Origin of the sequence: Bradyrhizobium sp. AZCC 1719, assembly GCF_036924525.1 — a bacterium.
Lineage (GTDB): Bacteria > Pseudomonadota > Alphaproteobacteria > Rhizobiales > Xanthobacteraceae > Bradyrhizobium.
Genome location: NZ_JAZHRU010000001.1, coordinates 3,899,473 through 3,917,643, shown reverse-complemented (window position 1 = coordinate 3,917,643; position 18,171 = coordinate 3,899,473). Strand labels below are relative to the sequence as shown.

General features: G+C 61.1%; 15 protein-coding genes. 6 read left to right on the top strand and 9 right to left on the bottom strand.

Annotated elements, in window-relative coordinates; genetic code table 11:
- Positions 1–27: 27 nt before the first annotated feature.
- From V1292_RS18330 to V1292_RS18295, 8 genes are all read right to left on the bottom strand, one after another.
- Positions 28–957, bottom strand: a complete 930-nt coding sequence (locus tag V1292_RS18330; protein WP_334374123.1) for an NAD-dependent epimerase/dehydratase family protein — start codon at positions 955–957, stop codon at positions 28–30.
- Positions 954–1,811, bottom strand: a complete 858-nt coding sequence (locus V1292_RS18325; protein WP_334374122.1) for a class I SAM-dependent methyltransferase — start codon at positions 1,809–1,811, stop codon at positions 954–956. The genes V1292_RS18330 and V1292_RS18325 overlap by 4 nt, the downstream gene beginning before the upstream one ends.
- Entirely contained in the window at positions 1,801–2,370 is a 570-nt protein-coding gene (locus V1292_RS18320; protein WP_334374121.1) for an acyltransferase, read from the bottom strand. Before V1292_RS18320 ends, V1292_RS18325 begins: the two co-directional genes overlap by 11 nt.
- Positions 2,367–3,209: a hypothetical protein gene (locus tag V1292_RS18315; protein ID WP_334374120.1), complete on the bottom strand. Its 843-nt coding sequence runs from the start codon at positions 3,207–3,209 to the stop codon at positions 2,367–2,369. The genes V1292_RS18320 and V1292_RS18315 overlap by 4 nt, the downstream gene beginning before the upstream one ends.
- A 51-nt stretch (positions 3,210–3,260) precedes the next feature.
- Entirely contained in the window at positions 3,261–4,349 is a 1,089-nt protein-coding gene (locus V1292_RS18310; protein WP_334374119.1) for a glycosyltransferase, read from the bottom strand.
- Between the two features lie 3 nt (positions 4,350–4,352).
- The gene (gene asnB, locus V1292_RS18305; protein WP_334374118.1) at positions 4,353–6,191 is read right to left on the bottom strand and encodes an asparagine synthase (glutamine-hydrolyzing); all 1,839 of its coding nucleotides are present in this window, start codon (positions 6,189–6,191) and stop codon (positions 4,353–4,355) included.
- A 3-nt stretch (positions 6,192–6,194) separates the two neighbouring features.
- Complete coding sequence (locus V1292_RS18300; protein ID WP_334374117.1) at positions 6,195–7,742, bottom strand: lipopolysaccharide biosynthesis protein; 1,548 nt, start codon at positions 7,740–7,742, stop codon at positions 6,195–6,197.
- Between the two features lie 380 nt (positions 7,743–8,122).
- On the bottom strand, positions 8,123–11,545 hold the full coding sequence (locus tag V1292_RS18295) for a M10 family metallopeptidase C-terminal domain-containing protein (protein WP_334374116.1): 3,423 nt from the start codon (positions 11,543–11,545) through the stop codon (positions 8,123–8,125).
- A gap of 338 nt (positions 11,546–11,883) precedes the next feature.
- Here V1292_RS18295 and V1292_RS18290 point away from each other — a divergent pair, with 338 nt between their 5' ends.
- On the top strand, positions 11,884–13,077 hold the full coding sequence (locus V1292_RS18290; RefSeq protein WP_334374115.1) for a CaiB/BaiF CoA transferase family protein: 1,194 nt from the start codon (positions 11,884–11,886) through the stop codon (positions 13,075–13,077).
- A gap of 120 nt (positions 13,078–13,197) precedes the next feature.
- Here V1292_RS18290 and V1292_RS18285 read toward each other — a convergent pair whose 3' ends face one another.
- Complete coding sequence (locus V1292_RS18285; RefSeq protein WP_334374114.1) at positions 13,198–13,872, bottom strand: GntR family transcriptional regulator; 675 nt, start codon at positions 13,870–13,872, stop codon at positions 13,198–13,200.
- A 194-nt stretch (positions 13,873–14,066) separates the two neighbouring features.
- Between V1292_RS18285 and V1292_RS18280 the strand changes: the two genes are divergently transcribed.
- Genes V1292_RS18280 through V1292_RS18260 form a run of 5 tightly spaced genes read left to right on the top strand, consistent with a single transcriptional unit; the run spans position 14,067 to position 18,128 of the window.
- Positions 14,067–15,086 (top strand): TRAP transporter substrate-binding protein, encoded by a 1,020-nt coding sequence (locus V1292_RS18280; protein ID WP_334374113.1) that lies wholly within the window; start codon positions 14,067–14,069, stop codon positions 15,084–15,086.
- Positions 15,087–15,102: 16 nt separating this feature from the next.
- Entirely contained in the window at positions 15,103–15,618 is a 516-nt protein-coding gene (locus V1292_RS18275; RefSeq protein WP_442895619.1) for a TRAP transporter small permease, read from the top strand.
- A gap of 27 nt (positions 15,619–15,645) precedes the next feature.
- Complete coding sequence (locus tag V1292_RS18270; RefSeq protein WP_334374111.1) at positions 15,646–16,926, top strand: TRAP transporter large permease subunit; 1,281 nt, start codon at positions 15,646–15,648, stop codon at positions 16,924–16,926.
- Between the two features lie 54 nt (positions 16,927–16,980).
- Positions 16,981–17,457, top strand: coding sequence for a type II 3-dehydroquinate dehydratase (locus V1292_RS18265; RefSeq protein ID WP_334374110.1), 477 nt, complete (start codon positions 16,981–16,983; stop codon positions 17,455–17,457).
- Between the two features lie 11 nt (positions 17,458–17,468).
- Positions 17,469–18,128, top strand: coding sequence for a hypothetical protein (locus V1292_RS18260; protein ID WP_334374109.1), 660 nt, complete (start codon positions 17,469–17,471; stop codon positions 18,126–18,128).
- Positions 18,129–18,171 lie beyond the last annotated feature (43 nt).

The window sequence follows — 18,171 nt, the reverse complement described above, 5'->3', positions numbered from 1 at the left end:
AAGCGAGACGCAGCGGCGCACCCTCCTTCACCGGCTATGACCCTTGAACCACGAGACATAGTCCGCAAAGCCCTGTTCAGGCGAGATCGTCCAGTCGAAGGGCAGAGCGCGGACCGTTGCGTCGTCCGCCAGCAGACTGGACGGATCGCCGGCGCGTACAATGCCCGAATATCGTACCGATACGATTCCGCCCCAGCATTCTGCAAGCATGGCGGCAACCCGTGCCACCGTCGTTCCAAGCCCGGAGCCAGCGTTGATCACTTGAAAGGTCTCCGCCTGTGGCGTTCCGCCGATCACGGACAACAGCCGGGCGACGTCGCGAACATCGGTCCAGTCCCGCACCTCCGCACCTGTTCCTCCCAACACCAGGTTCCGCTCACCAGCTTGCAAGCGGGAGCAGATGTCCCATGGCAATTGCTTGCGCAAGTTTGGGCCGTAGACCGAGAACAACCGCGCCACCGTACTGCGAATCCCAAACGTGATGGCATAGCTGCGGCACAGTTGCTCCATCATCAGCTTGTGCTGCCCATAGGGCGACATCGGAAGCGTTGCGGCATCTACCGCAATCGCTCCCCCATGACCGTCTCCATAGACTGCCGCGCTCGACGCGACAATCAAGCGACAATCCCTCGCGGCCCCGCGCAGCCACTCCAGCAGCCTGGCCGTGCTCGTAACGGTGCGAGAAAAATCCTCAAACGGCTGCGCGATCGACAATCCGACCGACGATCCGCCGGCCAGATGGAAGATCGTCGATGGCAGTCCGGCGCGCTCCGCAAGTGCGTTGAGATTGGCCGCATCGATCTCGCCGTTCAGCCAATGCTCGAGACCGATGCGATGCCGTTCGGCTTCCCCGATCGCGCCGTGACCGATGCCGTGAACGCGATGGCCCCGATCGGCCAGCACTCGAACGAGATGCCGGCCAATGAAGCCATTGGCGCCGGTAACCCACATGCTCATGACTGTGCCTTGTGACAGACAAACGAGTAAAGCCGGCCGGGCCGGTGGTCAAAGCGCTCTGCCATCGAAAGCAGCGAGGTGAAGACGCTCCTGGAAGCGAGCGCGGCGCGCCAAACGGGCTTGACCGGAATCTTGTCTGTCAATCTTTCCACGACGGCCGCTCGCAGCGTCTCGATTGTATGGGGAAACAGATTGATCGGGCTCTTGAGTGGCGAGAGCACGTCGATCGCAGCAAATCCCGCATTCCTCAACGCGCCGATATATCGATCGAGAAGATACGCGTGCTCGCCGCCATAGAGGTGATGCAGGGGATGCTGATCGAGGAATGCCCCGAGATCGGATTCCCTGCTGATCACGTGTTCGCGCGCGGCGATGAGCATTCCGCCGGGACGAAGCACGCGGAACATTTCCCGGCAGGCGCTGTCGAGATCGCGCATATGGTGCAGCACGGCCCGCGCGAACACGACATCGAACACGCCGTCAGCGAACGGGAGGCGCTCGGAAAACTCCTCGACCACCTCGATCGGCAGGCCAGCCTCGGTCGCCAGACCACGGATCGCCGCCGTCCCGACCACCGCGCTGGGATCAGGCTCGAGCGCTGTGACCGCAAATCCGCTTCGCGCCAGCGCGTAGCTCGCAATTCCGCGCCCAGCGCCGACGTCGAGCGCCTTGCCGGTTCGATTCTCCAAAAACTTCGAAACCGCCTGCCATTCGGCACTGGTAAAATAACGCTCGGCCGCATCGATCAGAGGGTCGTCATAGAACGCGTCGAGCACAAGCTGACGTTGGTCCGGCTGATTGCGCAGCCAAACCACGGCTTCTTCCCACGTCGTGAATTTCTGCTCACCTTTCATCAGGTGGAATCTCCCTGATGCGCTCCGCCGGATTTCCTGCCACGATGGAAAAGGCCGGGACATCCTTGGTGACGACGGCGCCGGCTGCCACAACGCCGCCCTTACCCACCGTCACCCCGCGCAGGACCATTGCGCCGGCGCCAATCCAGGCATCGTCGCAGATCGTCACCGGGCTCTCATCGAGCGAGATTTCGCGCGGATGACCGTGGGTGAAGATTTGCCTGATCTGTTCGTGCCGTTTCGCCGCCCGAAGTGGATGGGTGAGGTTGTCGAATATATTGACAGAGTGCGAGATCAGGACGCGATTGCCGATGGCGATGGAAGCGGCCGACCAGATACGGCTATCCTCTCCGACATAACACCACTCGCCAATCTTGATCTCTCCGCCGTGCGCGAACGTCAAGAGCTCTCCCAGGATACGACTATGTTGGCCGACAACGATCTTGTCCGTATCGCCCCGGATGTTCCTGATCCTTGCCCGAGAGCCGAGCACGGCGTCGCGCTGCAACCGGCAGGTCGCCCGCCCGATCAGCCGCTGAATCAGGTAATCGACGTTCATGCTGTTAACTGGAGGCACGCCACAGCGCGTGACGATGCCGCCAGGTCATCGCCCCATCCCTTGCCCGTATGGACGTCATATACTGTTGCGTTCGCAAGCGCTGCGGCCGATTGCCGGGACCAGCCATCGCGCGAATATCCGAAATAGTCGATCTGGTGCGACGATGGACCAAAGGTCTCAACGATCTTTTCAACCATGGCTCGGTCGAAAACCTGATACCAGCCGAGGTTGTCGCGCTTGCCAAATGGCACCGAGATAAAGCAATTGCCACCGGGCTTGAGAATGCGCTTGAACTCCTTGACGGCCGGGACAAAGCCATCTTGATCGGATTCCGCATCCTCCGGTTTTCCCGTATAGAGCATCCTGTTATCCAGGCCGATATGTTCGATCGTCGAGATGCTGGCGATCGTGTCGAACACACAATCGGCAAACATCGTATTCCTGAGATCGCCGAACACGTACGAATACCCCTCATGCCAATAGCATCGCTTTTCCGGCGCCAGGGTCATGATGGTGAGATCGGCGCCCCGAAACGGAGGACGACGCAGGAGAAAGTCGTGATTGAAGGTCGAGCCGGCATCGAGCATGGTGCCGACCTTGGACAATCGCGAGAACAGCCAGGGATACTCCACCACCCTTTCGTCCATGGCGAGGCCATAGCCGCGCGGCAGCTCTTTCCCGTCGCGAAGCAGGCCGCTGTCGATTGCCGACGTGATGATCCCGCGCTTCACCGTTTGATAGCCTGGACCGAAGGGCCGCGGCCGCATCTTGAACACGGGCGCGGCTGCCCCATCGAGCAGCCACTTGACCCCATAAATAAGCCTATCCGTACGCATCATCGACGCCCAATCAACCGCCCGTCCGTCCGCTATGCAGCCGCTCTAGCACGGCTAGACCCCGGCGACGAGATCGCCAAACTGTTTCCACTGCGAAGCCTTGCTGTAGGTCTCCGCAACCCGGGTCCTTCCCCGCTCCGCCATTTCGGCCGATTCCGGCCAATCTCGCAGGCACCTTGAAATGACTTCGGTCACCTCCCGCGCCGAGCCGTAGGTCTCCATCGTCACTCCCGGTTCCATTGCGTCCGGATAACCGCCGACGTCGGATACCAGCAGTGCGCCGCACCCCATGGCCTCGAAGCAGCGCATGTTTCCCCTATCGGTGCCCGCCATGTCGATGGCGCCGTTGAGCACGATCTTCGATGATCCGATCAATTCGTAAAACTGCCTGCCGAACACTGGCGGCTCTGCAATCCTGGCGATGGCGTCGGGGCGCCGGTGCTTTTGCAACGGCAGCCAGGCGCCGATGGGGCTTTCGGCGAGCCTGGTCAGCCGCGAAGCGTCGAGACGATAGACGATCCGGCGCGTGCCCGCCAGGCTCGCTACCTGTTCGAGCGTCTTGGCACGCGCGGTATGATGTCGTGAATAGCCGCCCACAAAAAGCACGTCGATCGTACGCTCGCCGTGACCATACTCATCCATCAAAGGGTCCAGTGCCGGAAAAAACAGTTCTGCCCGGCAACCTCTCTGGCGCCAAGATTCAAGGATGGAGGGAAAGTTTCCGAGCACCGCGCCATAGGCCGTCAGATCGGCGTTTCCTGATGGCGCGGCACGCCAGCAAAATGTCTTCCTGACACAGCCGGGCAGCTTGCCGACGAACGCGCTGGGATAGCGCACGGGATCAAGATTGTAGAAAACTTCGGTCCGGTGATGCTCGATCTGGGCAAGCAATATGGCCTCGAGCGTCGGCTTGCCCGGAAGTCCCTGCTCCCGCGCCCAGTGACGCTGCAGGATTTCATCGTCGCCATTGGTGAAGAACGCCTCGGGTTCCTGCTCGAGCACCGGCTTCAGAAAATGCAGCGCGCCAAAGCGGTCGTCCAGGAAGATACGACGACGCTCTGCGAAACTCGAAGCTTTCGCCGCGAGCTGGTTCAGGTGCGCGAGATAGGACGGGTAGAGCCCACTGTTTTGGAACAAGCGCATCGCTCACGCAAACCTCATCAGCATCCATTTCATGTTCAGATACGGCCAGATGCGGCCGACCGACTCCCAATCCCACTGTTTCGAGGAGGTCAAATGGCCAACGGTCCGGCGCAAGCGTTCCTCATCCACCAGCTCGGCAAACGCCGGTACCTTCTGGTCGAGCAAACCCGCGGTCCAGCCGGCCAGAGGTCCGTTCAACCATTCGGGCATCGGCGAATTGAATCCGACCTTTCGGCGTCCCATCCGGATGGACTCTGGCATCAGGTTAGCCATCGCCTTTCGTGCAACGACCTTGGTATAGCCATTCGATGACTTGCTGGATTCCGGCAACGCCATCGCATAGGTAACCAGACGCCAGTCCATGAACGGCATGCGGACCTCAATGCCGTGAGCCATTGACAGGCGGTCGAAGTTTCGCAGGATGGTCGGCAGCACGGTACTGTGAAACATCCGGTAGAGCCGTCGGTTCAATGCGCCCCAGTCGCGCGGCAGCACGTCGTCTGCTCCGACCAGCGGAAGCTCCGCCGGCACGTCGCGCAGACCGCCGCGCAGGAAATAGTTTCCCTGGCGCCGGATCATCAGCGCCCGCAACAGATCGGTGCCTCGCCGCGCCGGTGCCGAACGGGAAGCAAATCCAGCGAGCAGGTTTCGCATCCAGAACGCCCCCGATTGCCCCTCCTGAAGATAGGCCCCCATCAACTCATCCGCGCCATGGCCATCCAGCGACACCGTCACGTTGTGACGCCTGAGTTCTCGATAAATCAGCCAGGGTGCGCTTGGAAGTCCGATATAGACGTCATCATTGTCGTCGAGGATCTGGTCGAGTTCGGTCAGCGCGTCGGCCCGCCCAATCTCAAGGAAAGTCGGCACGACATCCGCCCACGCCGCCGCCTCCTCGGCCATCGGCCGCTCGTCATTCGAGGCGCCGGGAAACGTCGCCACAAAGGCGTGGCGCCACGACGTGCTGTCCCGCGGACCCATGCCGGCCTTTTCGTGCGCGGCCATGGTGCTGATCACAGCCGACGAATCGAACCCTCCCGACAGACAGGTCCCGATCGGCACGTCGCTGCGCATCCGAAGCGCGACCGCGTCCTGGAACAGTTCGCGAAAGCGTTCCACCTGTTCGGCTTCGGTGTTCGGGACCACCGGCAGGTGATCCACCGTCCGCCACCAACGCCGGACCTCCAATTTGCCCTGGCGCAGCCACATGCAATGTCCGCCCTGAAGGCGGCGCACCTCCCCGCAAAGGGTCCGTTCGCTTCCTTCGATTCCGAAGGCATCAAGCATAAGCCGTCGCGCCACGTCGATATCCAGCGACACGTTGATCAGGCCGCTTCGCACCAACGCGCGCTGCTCGGACGCAAAGACAAAGCGCTCCGATGTCAGCGCATACAACAGCGGCTTGATGCCGAAGCGGTCGCGCGCCAGAAACAGTTCTTCGGTTTTGGTATCGAAGATCGCGAGCGCCCACATTCCATTGAAGCGCGCCAGCATGCCTTCCCGCCACGCTTGCCATGCGGCCAGAATGACCTCCGTGTCCGACTGGCTGCGAAAGACCGCGCCCTGTGCCTCGAGTTCGCGCCGCAGCTCGAGGAAGTTGTAGATCTCGCCGTTGTACACGATCACATGGCGGCCGTCGCCGGAGACCATCGGCTGAAAGCCTCCTTCGCCAGGATCGATGATGGCGAGCCTGCGGTGGCCGAACGCCAAATTGCGGTTCGCGCTGAACCAACTGCCCTCGCCAAAGGGTCCGCGATGCGCGAGGAGATTCGTCAGTCGCGAGATTTCCGCCGGTTCGACCGCGTTGCCGCGGAGGTTCACGATGCCTGCAATTCCGCACATTTGTCAGATCGCCTTGAGGGACAGGAAACGGCTGGCGATGGCGCGGAGATCCCGCCAGCAGGCCACGCCATAGGGACCGGCCCGTGAAACCGCGACCGTGACGACGAAGATGATACCAGCCGCCAGCAGATAACAGCCCCCCACGTACCACCAGCCAATTGCCTGGTCGAGTTGCGCGTTGCGGAAGCCATATCGCAACGCCAGCGCGGTTGCGATGCCGATCCCAATCGGCATCAACACGAAGTGGGTCAGACGCGACCGCATACCGGCGAGGCCGAAATGCCGGCGCAGCAAGATCAAGACGGTGACCATCTGAACGATCATGCCGATGCAGGCGCTCCACCCCGCCGCTTGCCATCCGAAATACGGCAAAGCGATCGCACTGGTCGCCAGCGTGAACACGCCCGTGAGCAGTGCGATCAAGGCATTCGAACTCGATCGCCCTTGCGCCAGAAGATAGAAAGCAAAGACATTCGAGCTCGACCCGAGGATGCCGGCGATCGACAGTATCACCAGCACACGCTGGGCCTCGGCAGCCACTTCGGCGCCGGTCCACAGATGAAGCAACGGGCCGGCGACGGGGATAAGGCCGCCAAGCGCACTCGCGGCGAGCACATTGAGTATCCAGGACGAGCGGAACAGGAGATCGGCCTTGCGATCGTCAGTCTCCTTCTGCAGAGCGCTGAAGAACGGGAAGAGGATTTCGCCGACCTTCAGGACGCCGATATACACCGCCTCCTCCAGCCGCTGCGCAATCGTATAGAAGCCGACGAATTGCGGCTGCAGCAAAGCTCCGAGCAAGTAACGATCCGCCTGTGCGGCAATGAGCGCGCCACTCTGTGCGGCCAGTTGCCAGCCACCCAGCTTGACGAGGTTGCCGAGCGACCCGCGATCGATCGTCGGGCGCGCCAGCCAATCGCCTATGACACGTCGGGACCATCCGAAGGCCAGAACAAGGCTCGTTGCAAAACCCAACGCCTGACAGCCGAGAAACGTCGAGGCCTGAGGCCAGCGCGGAATCAACAACAGCATGGAGCTTGTTGCGACCACGGTACTGACGATGCTGATCGAAGCAACCCTTCGATAGTCCTGGCGCGCCGTGAACAGGGCCAGGAAGACGGCGGCCAGGCATTGGCACAGCCATCCGGCGCTGGCCAGCGCAAATGCGAGTCCCAGATCATCCGCGGACGACCCGCTCAAATGAAATCCAAGCCGCGCAAGCGGTGCCCCGGCCAAAGCAAGCAGCATCGCGATCGCGCCGCCGGCTGCCAATGCCAGCATCGCCGCCGTAGCGAACATTCGTCGCGCATCGTGGCGCTCCGACGGCTCCAGCCGCAGGGCCAGCTCCCGGGTCATCGACAATGCAAGAGCGTTGCTGAACGCCAGCGCGGGCGCAACACATGCCGTAACGAGCCCAGCGACGCCGAACGCAGCGACACCGAGGCGAAACACCACGAACGGCAGGACAATCAAGTTCAGTGCCACGGCCACGATAAAGGCGATCGCGTTCCAGGCAGAATTACCCAGCAAATCGGTCGGATTTTTTCTCACCGCATATCAGCTTTAGGCCGCGGCGACATGGATCGGTCGATCAGGAGTTGGCTCACCTACCCAACGACCAGGGAACATGCCATGCCGAGATGATTAAGAAGCACAAACACTTGCCGACTTGGTCAAGAACCGAGCCAGGAGTTTTTTGAGTTGCCCCACCCGAGCCCATTTACAGGAGCGGCTAAGAGGCCGCAATGCATTCCGAATAAGTTATTGAATATATTTGTATAATAAGACGATCAATCGACAAAGGCGATCGGCACGAGGACAGCCGTCACTGCGATCAGCGATATTATCCAGCCACGGTTGTGAAGCAAAGGATGAAGCAAGCTGAAGCTCAGCAGAAGTAGCGGATAATGGATGACGTGTGTTCACGGATTTCAAGTGTGCAGAATGAAATGCCCCGCATACAATTCGCTCGCCTGAAACTTTACGCTGTCATAGTTGGAGGTATCGACTGTTGCGTCCTGAGTGCCGTTCGCTGTGTGACGTAACGCCGGCAGTGAATCCGCCTCTGCATTCATTAAGAACGATTCCAGGCGCGGATTGCTGCCTAATGCTAAGAATTCCGCCAGAACGACCGAATTTGCTTCACCGGTCTGCACACCTAAATCCGCCCGAAACAGGAATGAGCTATCAGAGCCGAACACGGCCGGAGCTTCCGATATATTGAGGGACGAAGCTGTGCTGACTACGGTAGGCGATCCAACGCCCATCACGCCATCGCCGTTGAGGTCCTGCTGGAAACTCGGCTCCAGCGATTCGATCGTCGAGCTGGATCCCGACGCTGCCGCGGTATTGGTGATGTAGTTGCCGTTGCTGTCGAGGCTCCAGACGATGTAGCTGTCAGCCGTCCCGTTTTTCAAGACAACCTGATAGCCGCTACTCGTCTGCTCTGTTGCGATCGGCGTCCAGGTGCCGAACTGGCCCACGGCTACCGGCGCTCCGTAGATTTTCAGCTCGGGTCCGGTATTGCTGCTGACGCTGGCGAGATAATAGTTATTGCCGACCTGAACCAGCTTGGTCGATCCGAAGGATTCGATGGCTGTTCCTGACACGATGGGAACGCCGATCGTGCCATCGCCATTGAGATCCTGCTGGAAGCTCGTTTCCAGCGAAACAATGCCAGAGCTGGTCCCCGATGCAGCCACAGTATTGGTGAGGTAGTTGCCGTTGCTGTCGAGGCTCCAGACGATATAGCTGTCAGCCGTCCCGTTTTTCAAGACAACCTGATAGCCGCTACTCGTCTGCTCTGTTGCGATCGGCGTCCAGGTGCCGAACTGGCCCACGACCACCGGCGCTCCGTAGATTTTCAGCTCGGGTCCGGTATTGCTGCTGACGCTGGCGAGATAGTAGTTATTGCCGACCTGAACCAGCTTGGTCGATCCGAAGGATTCGATGGCTGTTCCTGACACGACGGGAACGCCGAGTGTGCCATCGCCATTGAGATCCTGCTGGAAGCTCGTTTCCAGCGAAACAATGCCAGAGCTGGTCCCCGATGCAGCCACAGTATTGGTGAGGTAGTTGCCGTTGCTGTCGAGGCTCCAGACGATGTAGCTGTCAGCCGTCCCGTTTTTCAAGACAACCTGATAGCCGCTACTCGTCTGCTCTGTTGCGATCGGCGTCCAGGCGCCAAACTGGCCCACGGCTACCGGCGCTCCGTAGATTTTCAGCTCGGGTCCGGTATTGCTGCTGACGCTGGCGAGATAATAGTTGTTGCCGACCTGAACCAGCTTGGTCGATCCGAAGGATTCGATGGCTGTTCCTGACACGACGGGAACGCCCATCGTGCCGTCGCCGTTGAGGTCCTGCTGGAAGCTCGTTTCCAGCGAAACAATGCCAGAGCTGGTCCCCGATGCAGCCACAGTATTGGTGAGGTAGTTGCCGTTGCTGTCGAGGCTCCAGACGATGTAGCTGTCAGCCGTCCCGTTTTTCAAGACAACCTGATAGCCGCTACTCGTCTGCTCTGTTGCGATCGGCGTCCAGGCGCCAAACTGGCCCACGGCTACCGGCGCTCCGTAGATTTTCAGCTCGGGTCCGGTATTGCTGCTGACGCTGGCGAGATAATAGTTATTGCCGACTTGGACCAGCTTGGTCGATCCGAAGGATTCGATGGCTGTTCCTGACACGACGGGAACACCGATCGTGCCGTCGCCGTTGAGGTCCTGCTGGAAGCTCGTTTCCAGCGAAACAATGCCAGAGCTGGCCCCCGATGCAGCCACAGTATTGGTGAGGTAGTTGCCGTTGCTGTCGAGGCTCCAGACGATATAGCTGTCAGCCGTCCCGTTTTTCAAGACAACCTGATAGCCGCTACTCGTCTGCTCTGTTGCGATCGGCGTCCAGGCGCCAAACTGGCCCACGACCACCGGCGCTCCGAAACAATACAGTTGAGGGCCGGCTCCGCTGCTGTTGCTCTGAAGAAAGTAATAAGAGGAATTCTGGACCAGACTGGTTGCCCCAAATGCCTCAATGACCGTTGGGCTCACGAATGTCGTGCTCGCAAACGTCCCGTCTGAAAACTGAAAGTTCTCCACGCCGGTAAGGGTATCTACGCCGTCGAGTTGACCGGAGGAACGCTGGTCGATTACCGTGAACGTCTGTGTGGCTGAATTATATGTAAAGACATAGCTGCTGCGGGCACCTGAAAATATTGCAACGTCAGTGCCGAAACCGCCCACGATGATGTCGTTGCCCGTCCCGCCGTCCAGCGTATCGTTGCCGTTGCCGCCGGACAGCGTGCAACCTGAATCGCTCGCGATCAGCCTGTCGTTGCCGCTGCCGCCAATGGCCTTCTCGATGATCGCGTTGAGTGCAATCCCGATATTGTTGACGAGGCTGCCGATCGAGGAAAACGCGCCTGCGTGCAGGTCGATGGTCTGGGCCGACGAATAGCCGGAGCAATCGAGCGTGTCGTTGCCGCCGCTGTCGTAGATCGTCAGCGCCGGCGCCGAAGTGTAGTTGCCGAAATTGAAGACCGCGCCCGCGTTGCTGCTGAAGCCGTAGACGGTGTCGCCGATCCTGGTCGAAGTCGCCGCCCCGTAGATCGAAGCCATGGCGTAGATGTCCGCCATCTGCGGCGTGACCACGTAGCGGTACGAGCTCCCGGAATAATTGTGCTCGCCGAAATACGACATGATCGAATATTGCCAGGTGTCATTGGCATAGATCGCATTGGTCGAATACGACGCGCTGCCGTTGTACGGCCCCTGGTGGCCAAGCCCGAGCGCATGGCCGATTTCGTGGATGTAGGTCTGGTAGGCGTAGCTATCGATGCCAGTCTTGCCGTCGTTGGCGCCGCCGTCGGTGGTGACCCAGTCGGTGCTGATGTTGACGATCGCGGATGCGATCCAGCCCCCGGGCCAGCTACCGCTGCTATAGGCCTGCATCGTCCCGTTGTGGGTGAAGGTGATGTTCGCGGAGCCGGAGGTCTGGACGAAGCTGATGTTGGCAACGTCGGACCATGCCTGCAGCGCCGATAGCGCCAGAAACTGCTCCGCCGAATTCAGGCCGTTGATATTGAAGGTGATGGTGTTGGAAGCAAAGCGATGGGCGATGTTGTTGTTGTATTGCCAAAAGCCGTTGACGAGGTAGTCGGCGAGCGTCGCGATCGACGCAACCGGCTTCGCCGCATACGCCTCGCCGCTGGACACGCTGGCAGCCTCTAGCGCCAGCGGGTAAGGCTCGCCTTCGTCGCCAAACTCTTGGTCCTGCGTCCCCTCAGGCTGAAGCGCGCGGTCGCCCGCCCCGGACGCGAACGGCTGGAAGGGCCAGATCTCATCGGAAAACAGATCATTCTTCTTCATCGATCAGGCCTGTCAGCAGGTCGTTCGGTTGCGCGAGAATCGCAAAGCACACGGAAGGCTAGAATCGCCTTCATTAACGGTTGTTTAGCAGCCAGGCTTGGCCTGCGCCTGCTTTACGGTGCATTACGGCGAAAAGCAGAATCTCAGGCCACCATCCGTAGTCTTGCGGGGCCGTGCCGGGCAGCCGGCTTCCGGTCCCCCCAAAAATTGGTGGCTCGCCCTGCCCCGATGACCGCCCCTGCCGGGCGAACAAGCAGTTGGAAATCAGCGCGAGATTTGTTTAAGTCGGATCGGGCTGCTCTTCCCTCCGCGAAAATCCAAAAAAACAAGGTTTCTCAATGCCTTTCCCACGCGCTTCGCAGGCCCTTTCCCGCTTCACCGTGCTCGATCTGACCCGCGTCCGGTCGGGGCCGACCTGCGTGCGGCAGTTGGCGGACTGGGGCGCCAACGTCATCAAGATCGACGCGCTCCTGGAAGATGGCGGTGGCGAGCAGCCGGGCGGACCGCGCCATGGCTCGGACTTCCAGAATCTGCACCGCAACAAACGGGCCATGACGCTGAACCTGAAGGACCCGAAGGGCCTCGAAGTGTTCAAGCGCCTCGCCGCCAAGGCCGACGTGGTGGTCGAAAATTTCCGTCCCGACGTAAAGGCAAAACTCGGCGTCGACTATGAGAGCCTGCGCCAGGTCAACCCACGTCTCGTCTATGGCAGCATCTCCGGCTTCGGCCAGGATGGCCCCTACCACAAGCGGCCGGGCTTCGATCAGATCGCGCAAGGCATGGGTGGGCTGATGTCGGTCACCGGCGCGCCGGGCCAGGGCCCGATGCGGGTCGGCATCCCCGTTGCCGACCTCACCGCGGGGCTGTTCTGTGCGCTCGGTATCCTCACGGCGCTGCTGGAGCGAGATGTTTCCGGCGAGGGTCAGTGGGTGCAGACCTCGCTGTTGCAGGCGCAGATCTTCATGCTGGATTTCCAGGCCTCGCGCTGGCTGATGGAGAAGGAAGTCGCCAAGCAGGCCGGCAACAACCATCCGACCTCGATCCCGACCGGCGTCTTCAAGACCTCCGACGGCTACATCAACATCGCGACCACGGGCGGGCGGATCTGGGAACGCTGCGCGCAAGCGATCGGCGCCCCCGAACTGATCACCAATCCCGATTACGCCACCGCGCCCGCGCGCTCCAAGAACCGCGGCGCGCTGAACGAAACGATCGGCAAGCTCACCGAAAAGAAGTCGACGGAAACCTGGGTCAAGGAATTGAACGAGGCCGGCGTGCCCTGCGGCCCGATCTACTCGATCGACCAGATGTTCGAGGACGCCCAGGTCAAGCACCTCGGCATCGCGCAACACGTGCCGAACGATGAGAACCGCCAAATCCAGCTCGTCGGCCAGCCAGTGACGCTGTCGCGCACGCCAAGCAGGATGGCCGCGCGCCCGCCGGAATTCGGCGAGCAGACGGAAGAGGTGCTCACCGAGTTCGGCTTCGCGAAGGACGAGATAGCAGAGTTGCGCCAGCGCAAGGTGGTGTGATCCGTAGTGCGTAGGACGAATTAGTGTCAGCGTAATCCGCCATTCACGGCAAACGGTCGGCGGATTTCGCTTCCGCCTTCGCTCTTGCTACGGCGGACGGGTCGCTAATCCGTTCCAGTTTTACTTCAGCGTTGCCGTTGCGAGCGCGTGCTCCACGCAATTGTTCACATGCGCGCGCAGCGTCTCAGTCGCGGTCTCGGCGTCGCGCTTCAGCGCGCTATCGAGCAGCGCCTTGTGCTGGGCGGCAGGCTCGCTGCCGCGGTAGCTGAAAGCCACCATCTGATAGCGGAAATATTTGTCGAACACCAAGGCGTGCGTCTCCATCAGCGTGCGCGAGCCGCAATTGGAGATAAGCGCCTGATGAAATTCACCGTCATAGCGCTTCCACTGCTCGAGCTCGCCCAGGCCGGTTTCCATCAACCGCTCCGTTGATGCCAGCTTGTGATGTGCGGAAACCACGCGCCCTTCCCACTCGACATCGGCATTGGCGAATGACACGCCCATCGCGTGCTGCTCCAGCAGCAGTCGAAGCTCCGCGAGCTCGCGGAGGTTTTCGGCCGAGATTGGCGCCACCTCGAAGCCGCGCCTGCCCTCGGCCAGCACAAAACCTTCCGCGGCGAGCCGGTTGAGGATTTCGCGCAGCGTGGAGACGCTGACGCCGTAGTCCTCTTTGAGACCTTCCAGCCTGAGCTTCTGCCCCGGACGCAGGCGGCCGAACACGATGTCGGTGCGGATGCGGCGATAGCCGTCATCGCCGACCGCTTCCTGCTCTTCCGTTCGCTCGACCAGTGTCATTGCCAATCCACGCGCCAGGCAGCCAACCGGCAAGTGCCACGTCAGCCGATTCCGCTCAAGCGCCACTATTCACCCTATATAACCTATTTCATATGAGGATTCTAAAATTATATTTTGACTTTGATTTTATCATATGAATACTTTCCCTCACCGCGACGTCGAGAAGATCGCGTACCAACAGGGAGAAAACCGCCATGCGGATCGGATTGCTGTGCGCTGCTGTCAGCGTTTGCGCGCTCTTGGGGACACCGGCTTCCGCCCAAGTCTCGGCCCAAGTGCAGGAACGCACCATCCGCTGGGGCCATCTCAACAACACCGACCACCCCATCAGCTTTGGCGTGAAGAAGTTCGCCGAGGTGCTGGCGGCCAAGAGCGGCGGTAAGCTGAAGATCCGCGAGTTTCCGGCCTCGCAACTCGGCAACGAGATGCAGCAGCAGTCGGCGGTGCGTGGCGGTACGCAGGAAATCCTCTCGGCGTCGACCACCTCGCTCGCCGGCGTCGTCAAGGATCTCGGCCTGTTCGACTTCCCCTTCACCGTCAGCACGTTCGAGCAGGCCGAGGCTCTGGCCCAGGGCGCATTCGGAAAGGCGATGCTGGAGTTGCTCCCCGAGAAGGAACTGATCGGGTTGGGCTACTGGGGGCTCGGCTTCCGCAACGCCACCAACAGCAGCCGCCCGATTGCGAAGGTCGAGGATTTCTCCGGGCTGAAGCTGCGCGTGATTCCGAACCCGGTCTATCTCGAAACCTTCAAGGCGCTGAAGGCAAACCCGGTGCCGATGGCGTTCGGCGAATTGTACACCGCGCTGGAAAACAAGACCGTCGACGGCCAGGAGAACCCCTACAGCGTCATCCTGTCGAACAAGTTCTACGAAGTGCAGAAATACGTTTCGGCTACCAACCACACCTTCACCCAGAACGTCATCATCGTCAGCAAGAAGTTCTGGGACGGGCTGTCGGCGGAAGAGCAGAAAATGCTGCGCGACAGCTTTGCCGAGACGCGCGAATATCAGCGCGATCAGACCAAGCTCGCCGCGGAGAAAGCGCTGGATGAACTGAAGGCCAAGGGCATGCAGTTCAACGAGATTGCGCCTGCCGAATACGCCCGCATGCAGGACGCCACCAAACCCGTCGTTGAAAAATTCTCGGCCGAATATGATCCCGCCCGCGTAAAGCTATTCACGAGCGAGGTCGCGCGCATCCGTGGCGCCAAGTAGGCCCGCAATGGGCACCATCGAGCGGCTGATCGACCTTTACTGCCGGCTGCTCAAGCTCGCGATCGCGATCTGCCTCGCTGCGATGGTCGTTCTGGTCTTCACCAACGTGGTGCTGCGCTATCTCTTCAATTCAGGGATAGCGACGTCAGAGGAACTGTCGCGCTGGCTTCTCGTCTGGCTGACCTTCCTCGGCGCCATCGTGGCGCTGCGCCTGCATGCCCATCTTGGCGTTGACACGCTGGTCCGTGCGCTCCCGCCGCGCGGCAAGCTCATTTGCTTCGTGGTGAGCTATCTGTTGATGCTCTACGTGGACGCGCTGCTGACGCTCGGAAGCTGGAAGCAGGCGGTGTTGACCTTCGGCGACAGCGCGCCCGCCTCAGGCATTTCGGTCGGACTGTTCTTTTATTCTTCCGGGCTCGTATTCGGCGTGTCGGCCGCCGTGATCCTGCTGCTCGATCTCGTGCGGGTGATGAGCGGATCAGCGTCGGAACAAGATCTGATCGCTGTGAAGGAAAGCGATGAGCACACCTGATCATCCTTCGATGGCGCGGAGCCGGGCATGACGCTTGCGGTCTTCACCTTCTCTTTGCTCGGCGCGATGGCGCTGGGCATGCCGATCGCCTTCGCGCTGATCGTCTGCGGCGTCGCGCTGATGCATTCGCTCGACATTTTCGACTCGCAGATCGTCGCCCAGAACATCATCAACGGCGCCGACAGCTTTCCCTTGATGGCCGTGCCGTTCTTCATGCTCGCTGGCGAGGTCATGAACCGCGGCGGCCTCGCCAGGCGGATCGTCAATGTCGCGCTCGCGCTGGTCGGGCACGTCAAAGGCGGCCTCGGCTACGTCGCCATCCTCGCCTCCTGCGTGCTGGCGTCGCTGTCGGGTTCTGCTGCGGCGGACGCCGCGGCGCTGGCGGCGCTGCTCGTCCCCATGATGGTCGCGGCCGGTCACCGCAAGATGTATGCGGCGGGCCTCGTCGCCGCCGGTGGCATCATTGCGCCCGTGATCCCGCCGAGCATCGGCTTCGTGCTGTTCGGCGTGGCCGGCGGCGTCTCGATATCGAAACTGTTCCTCGCCGGCATCTTCCCCGGCCTCATGCTCGGTGTCGGATTGTGCATCGCCTGGTGGTGGGTCGCGCGCGAAGAAAATATCGAAAGCCCGCCGCGCAAGTCGCTCCGCGAGATCGTCTGGGCCTTTGTCGACGGCTTCTGGGCCCTGATGCTGCCCGCGATCATCATCGTGGGCCTGCGGTTCGGCGTATTCACGCCGACCGAAGCCGCCGTCGTCGTTGCCGTCTACGCGCTGTTTGTTGCGACCTGCATCTACCGCGAGCTCAAGATCGGCCAACTCTACGAAGTCTTCGTCTCGGCTGCTCTCAGCACCAGCGTCGTCATGTTCCTGGTCGCGGCGGCGCTGGTGTCGTCCTGGCTCATCACCGTTTCGGAAATCGCCACCCAAATCGTCGACCTCGTCCGTCCCTTCATGGATAACCAGACGCTGCTGATGCTGGCGATCATGCTGCTGGTGGTGATTGTCGGCATGGCGCTGGACATGGCGCCGACCATTCTGATCCTCACCCCGATACTGATGCCGATCGTCAAGCAGTCCGGCATCGACCCCGTCTATTTCGGCGTGCTCTTCATCATCAACAACGCAATCGGCCTGATCACGCCACCCGTCGGCGTCGTCCTCAACGTCGTCTGCGGCGTGTCGCGCATCAGCATGGAGGACATTATCAAGGGCGTCTGGCCCTTCATGATCGCCCAACTGATCGTGCTATTCCTGATGGTGCTGTTTCCATCAATTGTCACCGTGCCGGCGAAATGGTTCACCGGCTGACATGTTGCCGCGATCGGCTACACTGCCCCGTCATTATCCCGTGAAAGGCATTCCATGCGCATCATGATCCTCAATGGCCCGAATCTGAACATGCTCGGCATCCGCGAGCCGCATATCTACGGCTCGACCACGCTCGACGCCATCAAGGCCTCGTGCGAGGAGTTCGCCGCCTTCACCGGCACGCAACTGGCGTTTCACCAGTCGAACCACGAGGGCGAGCTGGTCGACCTGATCCAGTCCGCGCGGACCTCGGCAGACGCCCTCATCATCAACCCCGCCGCCTACTCCTTCACCTCGATTGCGATGTTCGACGCCATGAAGATCTTCGAGGGGCCGATCTACGAGGTGCACATCTCCAACATTCATGCCCGCGACGAGCTGCACCGCCACTCCAAGCTTTCGGCAGCCGTGAAAGGCGTGATCGCGGGCCTCGGCCCCTATGGCTACATCGTCGCGATGCAGGCCGCACTGCAGGGGGCCAGCCAACTGCCCGCGGCTCTTCCGGCCGCCATGCGCATCGGACCAAAGTAAGGAGGCCCGACATGCAGGGATCCGGCTATCTCGCGATCTGGAGCGATCTTGCACCGCAGGACGAAACCGACTGGGCGCACTGGATCACGCGCGAACATGCCGCCGAGCGCGTCGGCATCAACGGCTTCCTGGCCTGCCGCATCTTCCGTGCGCTGGGCGCGTCCGTGAACCGCTACTTCATCCTCTACGAACTCGAGGACGAGCGCGTCGTCGGCGGGCCGGACTATCTGGCGCGGCTGAACGCACCGACCCCATGGTCGCAGCGCATCATGCCCCGGCTCGGCAATTTCGCGCGCGGCGGCGGCCGTGTCGCGGCGGCTGCCGGCACTGGCCAGGGCGGCATCGTCGCGCCCCTGCGCCTCGACACCGCGCCATCCTGGGATGCCGCCGCGCTTGTCGCGGAGCTCACCCACCTCGACCGCATCATCGCCGCGCGGGTACTGCGCACCGACATGGCGCAAACCTCGATCAAGACCCGCGAGAAAGGCATGCGAAGCAATGACGGCTCCTTCGCCGCCCTGCTGCTGATCGAGGGGCTGGACGAGGCCGCGGTCCGCGACGCGCTCCATCATCTGCGCAAGACATTGCCTGCAGACGATCACGCGGCCATCGACGACCTGCCGCTCTACCAGCTCGCCTTCAGCCTGCCGAAGCAGCTGCTACCGGGCTAAGAGAGGTGCCGTACATTCGACGGTCAGCAAAACTGCGAAAACA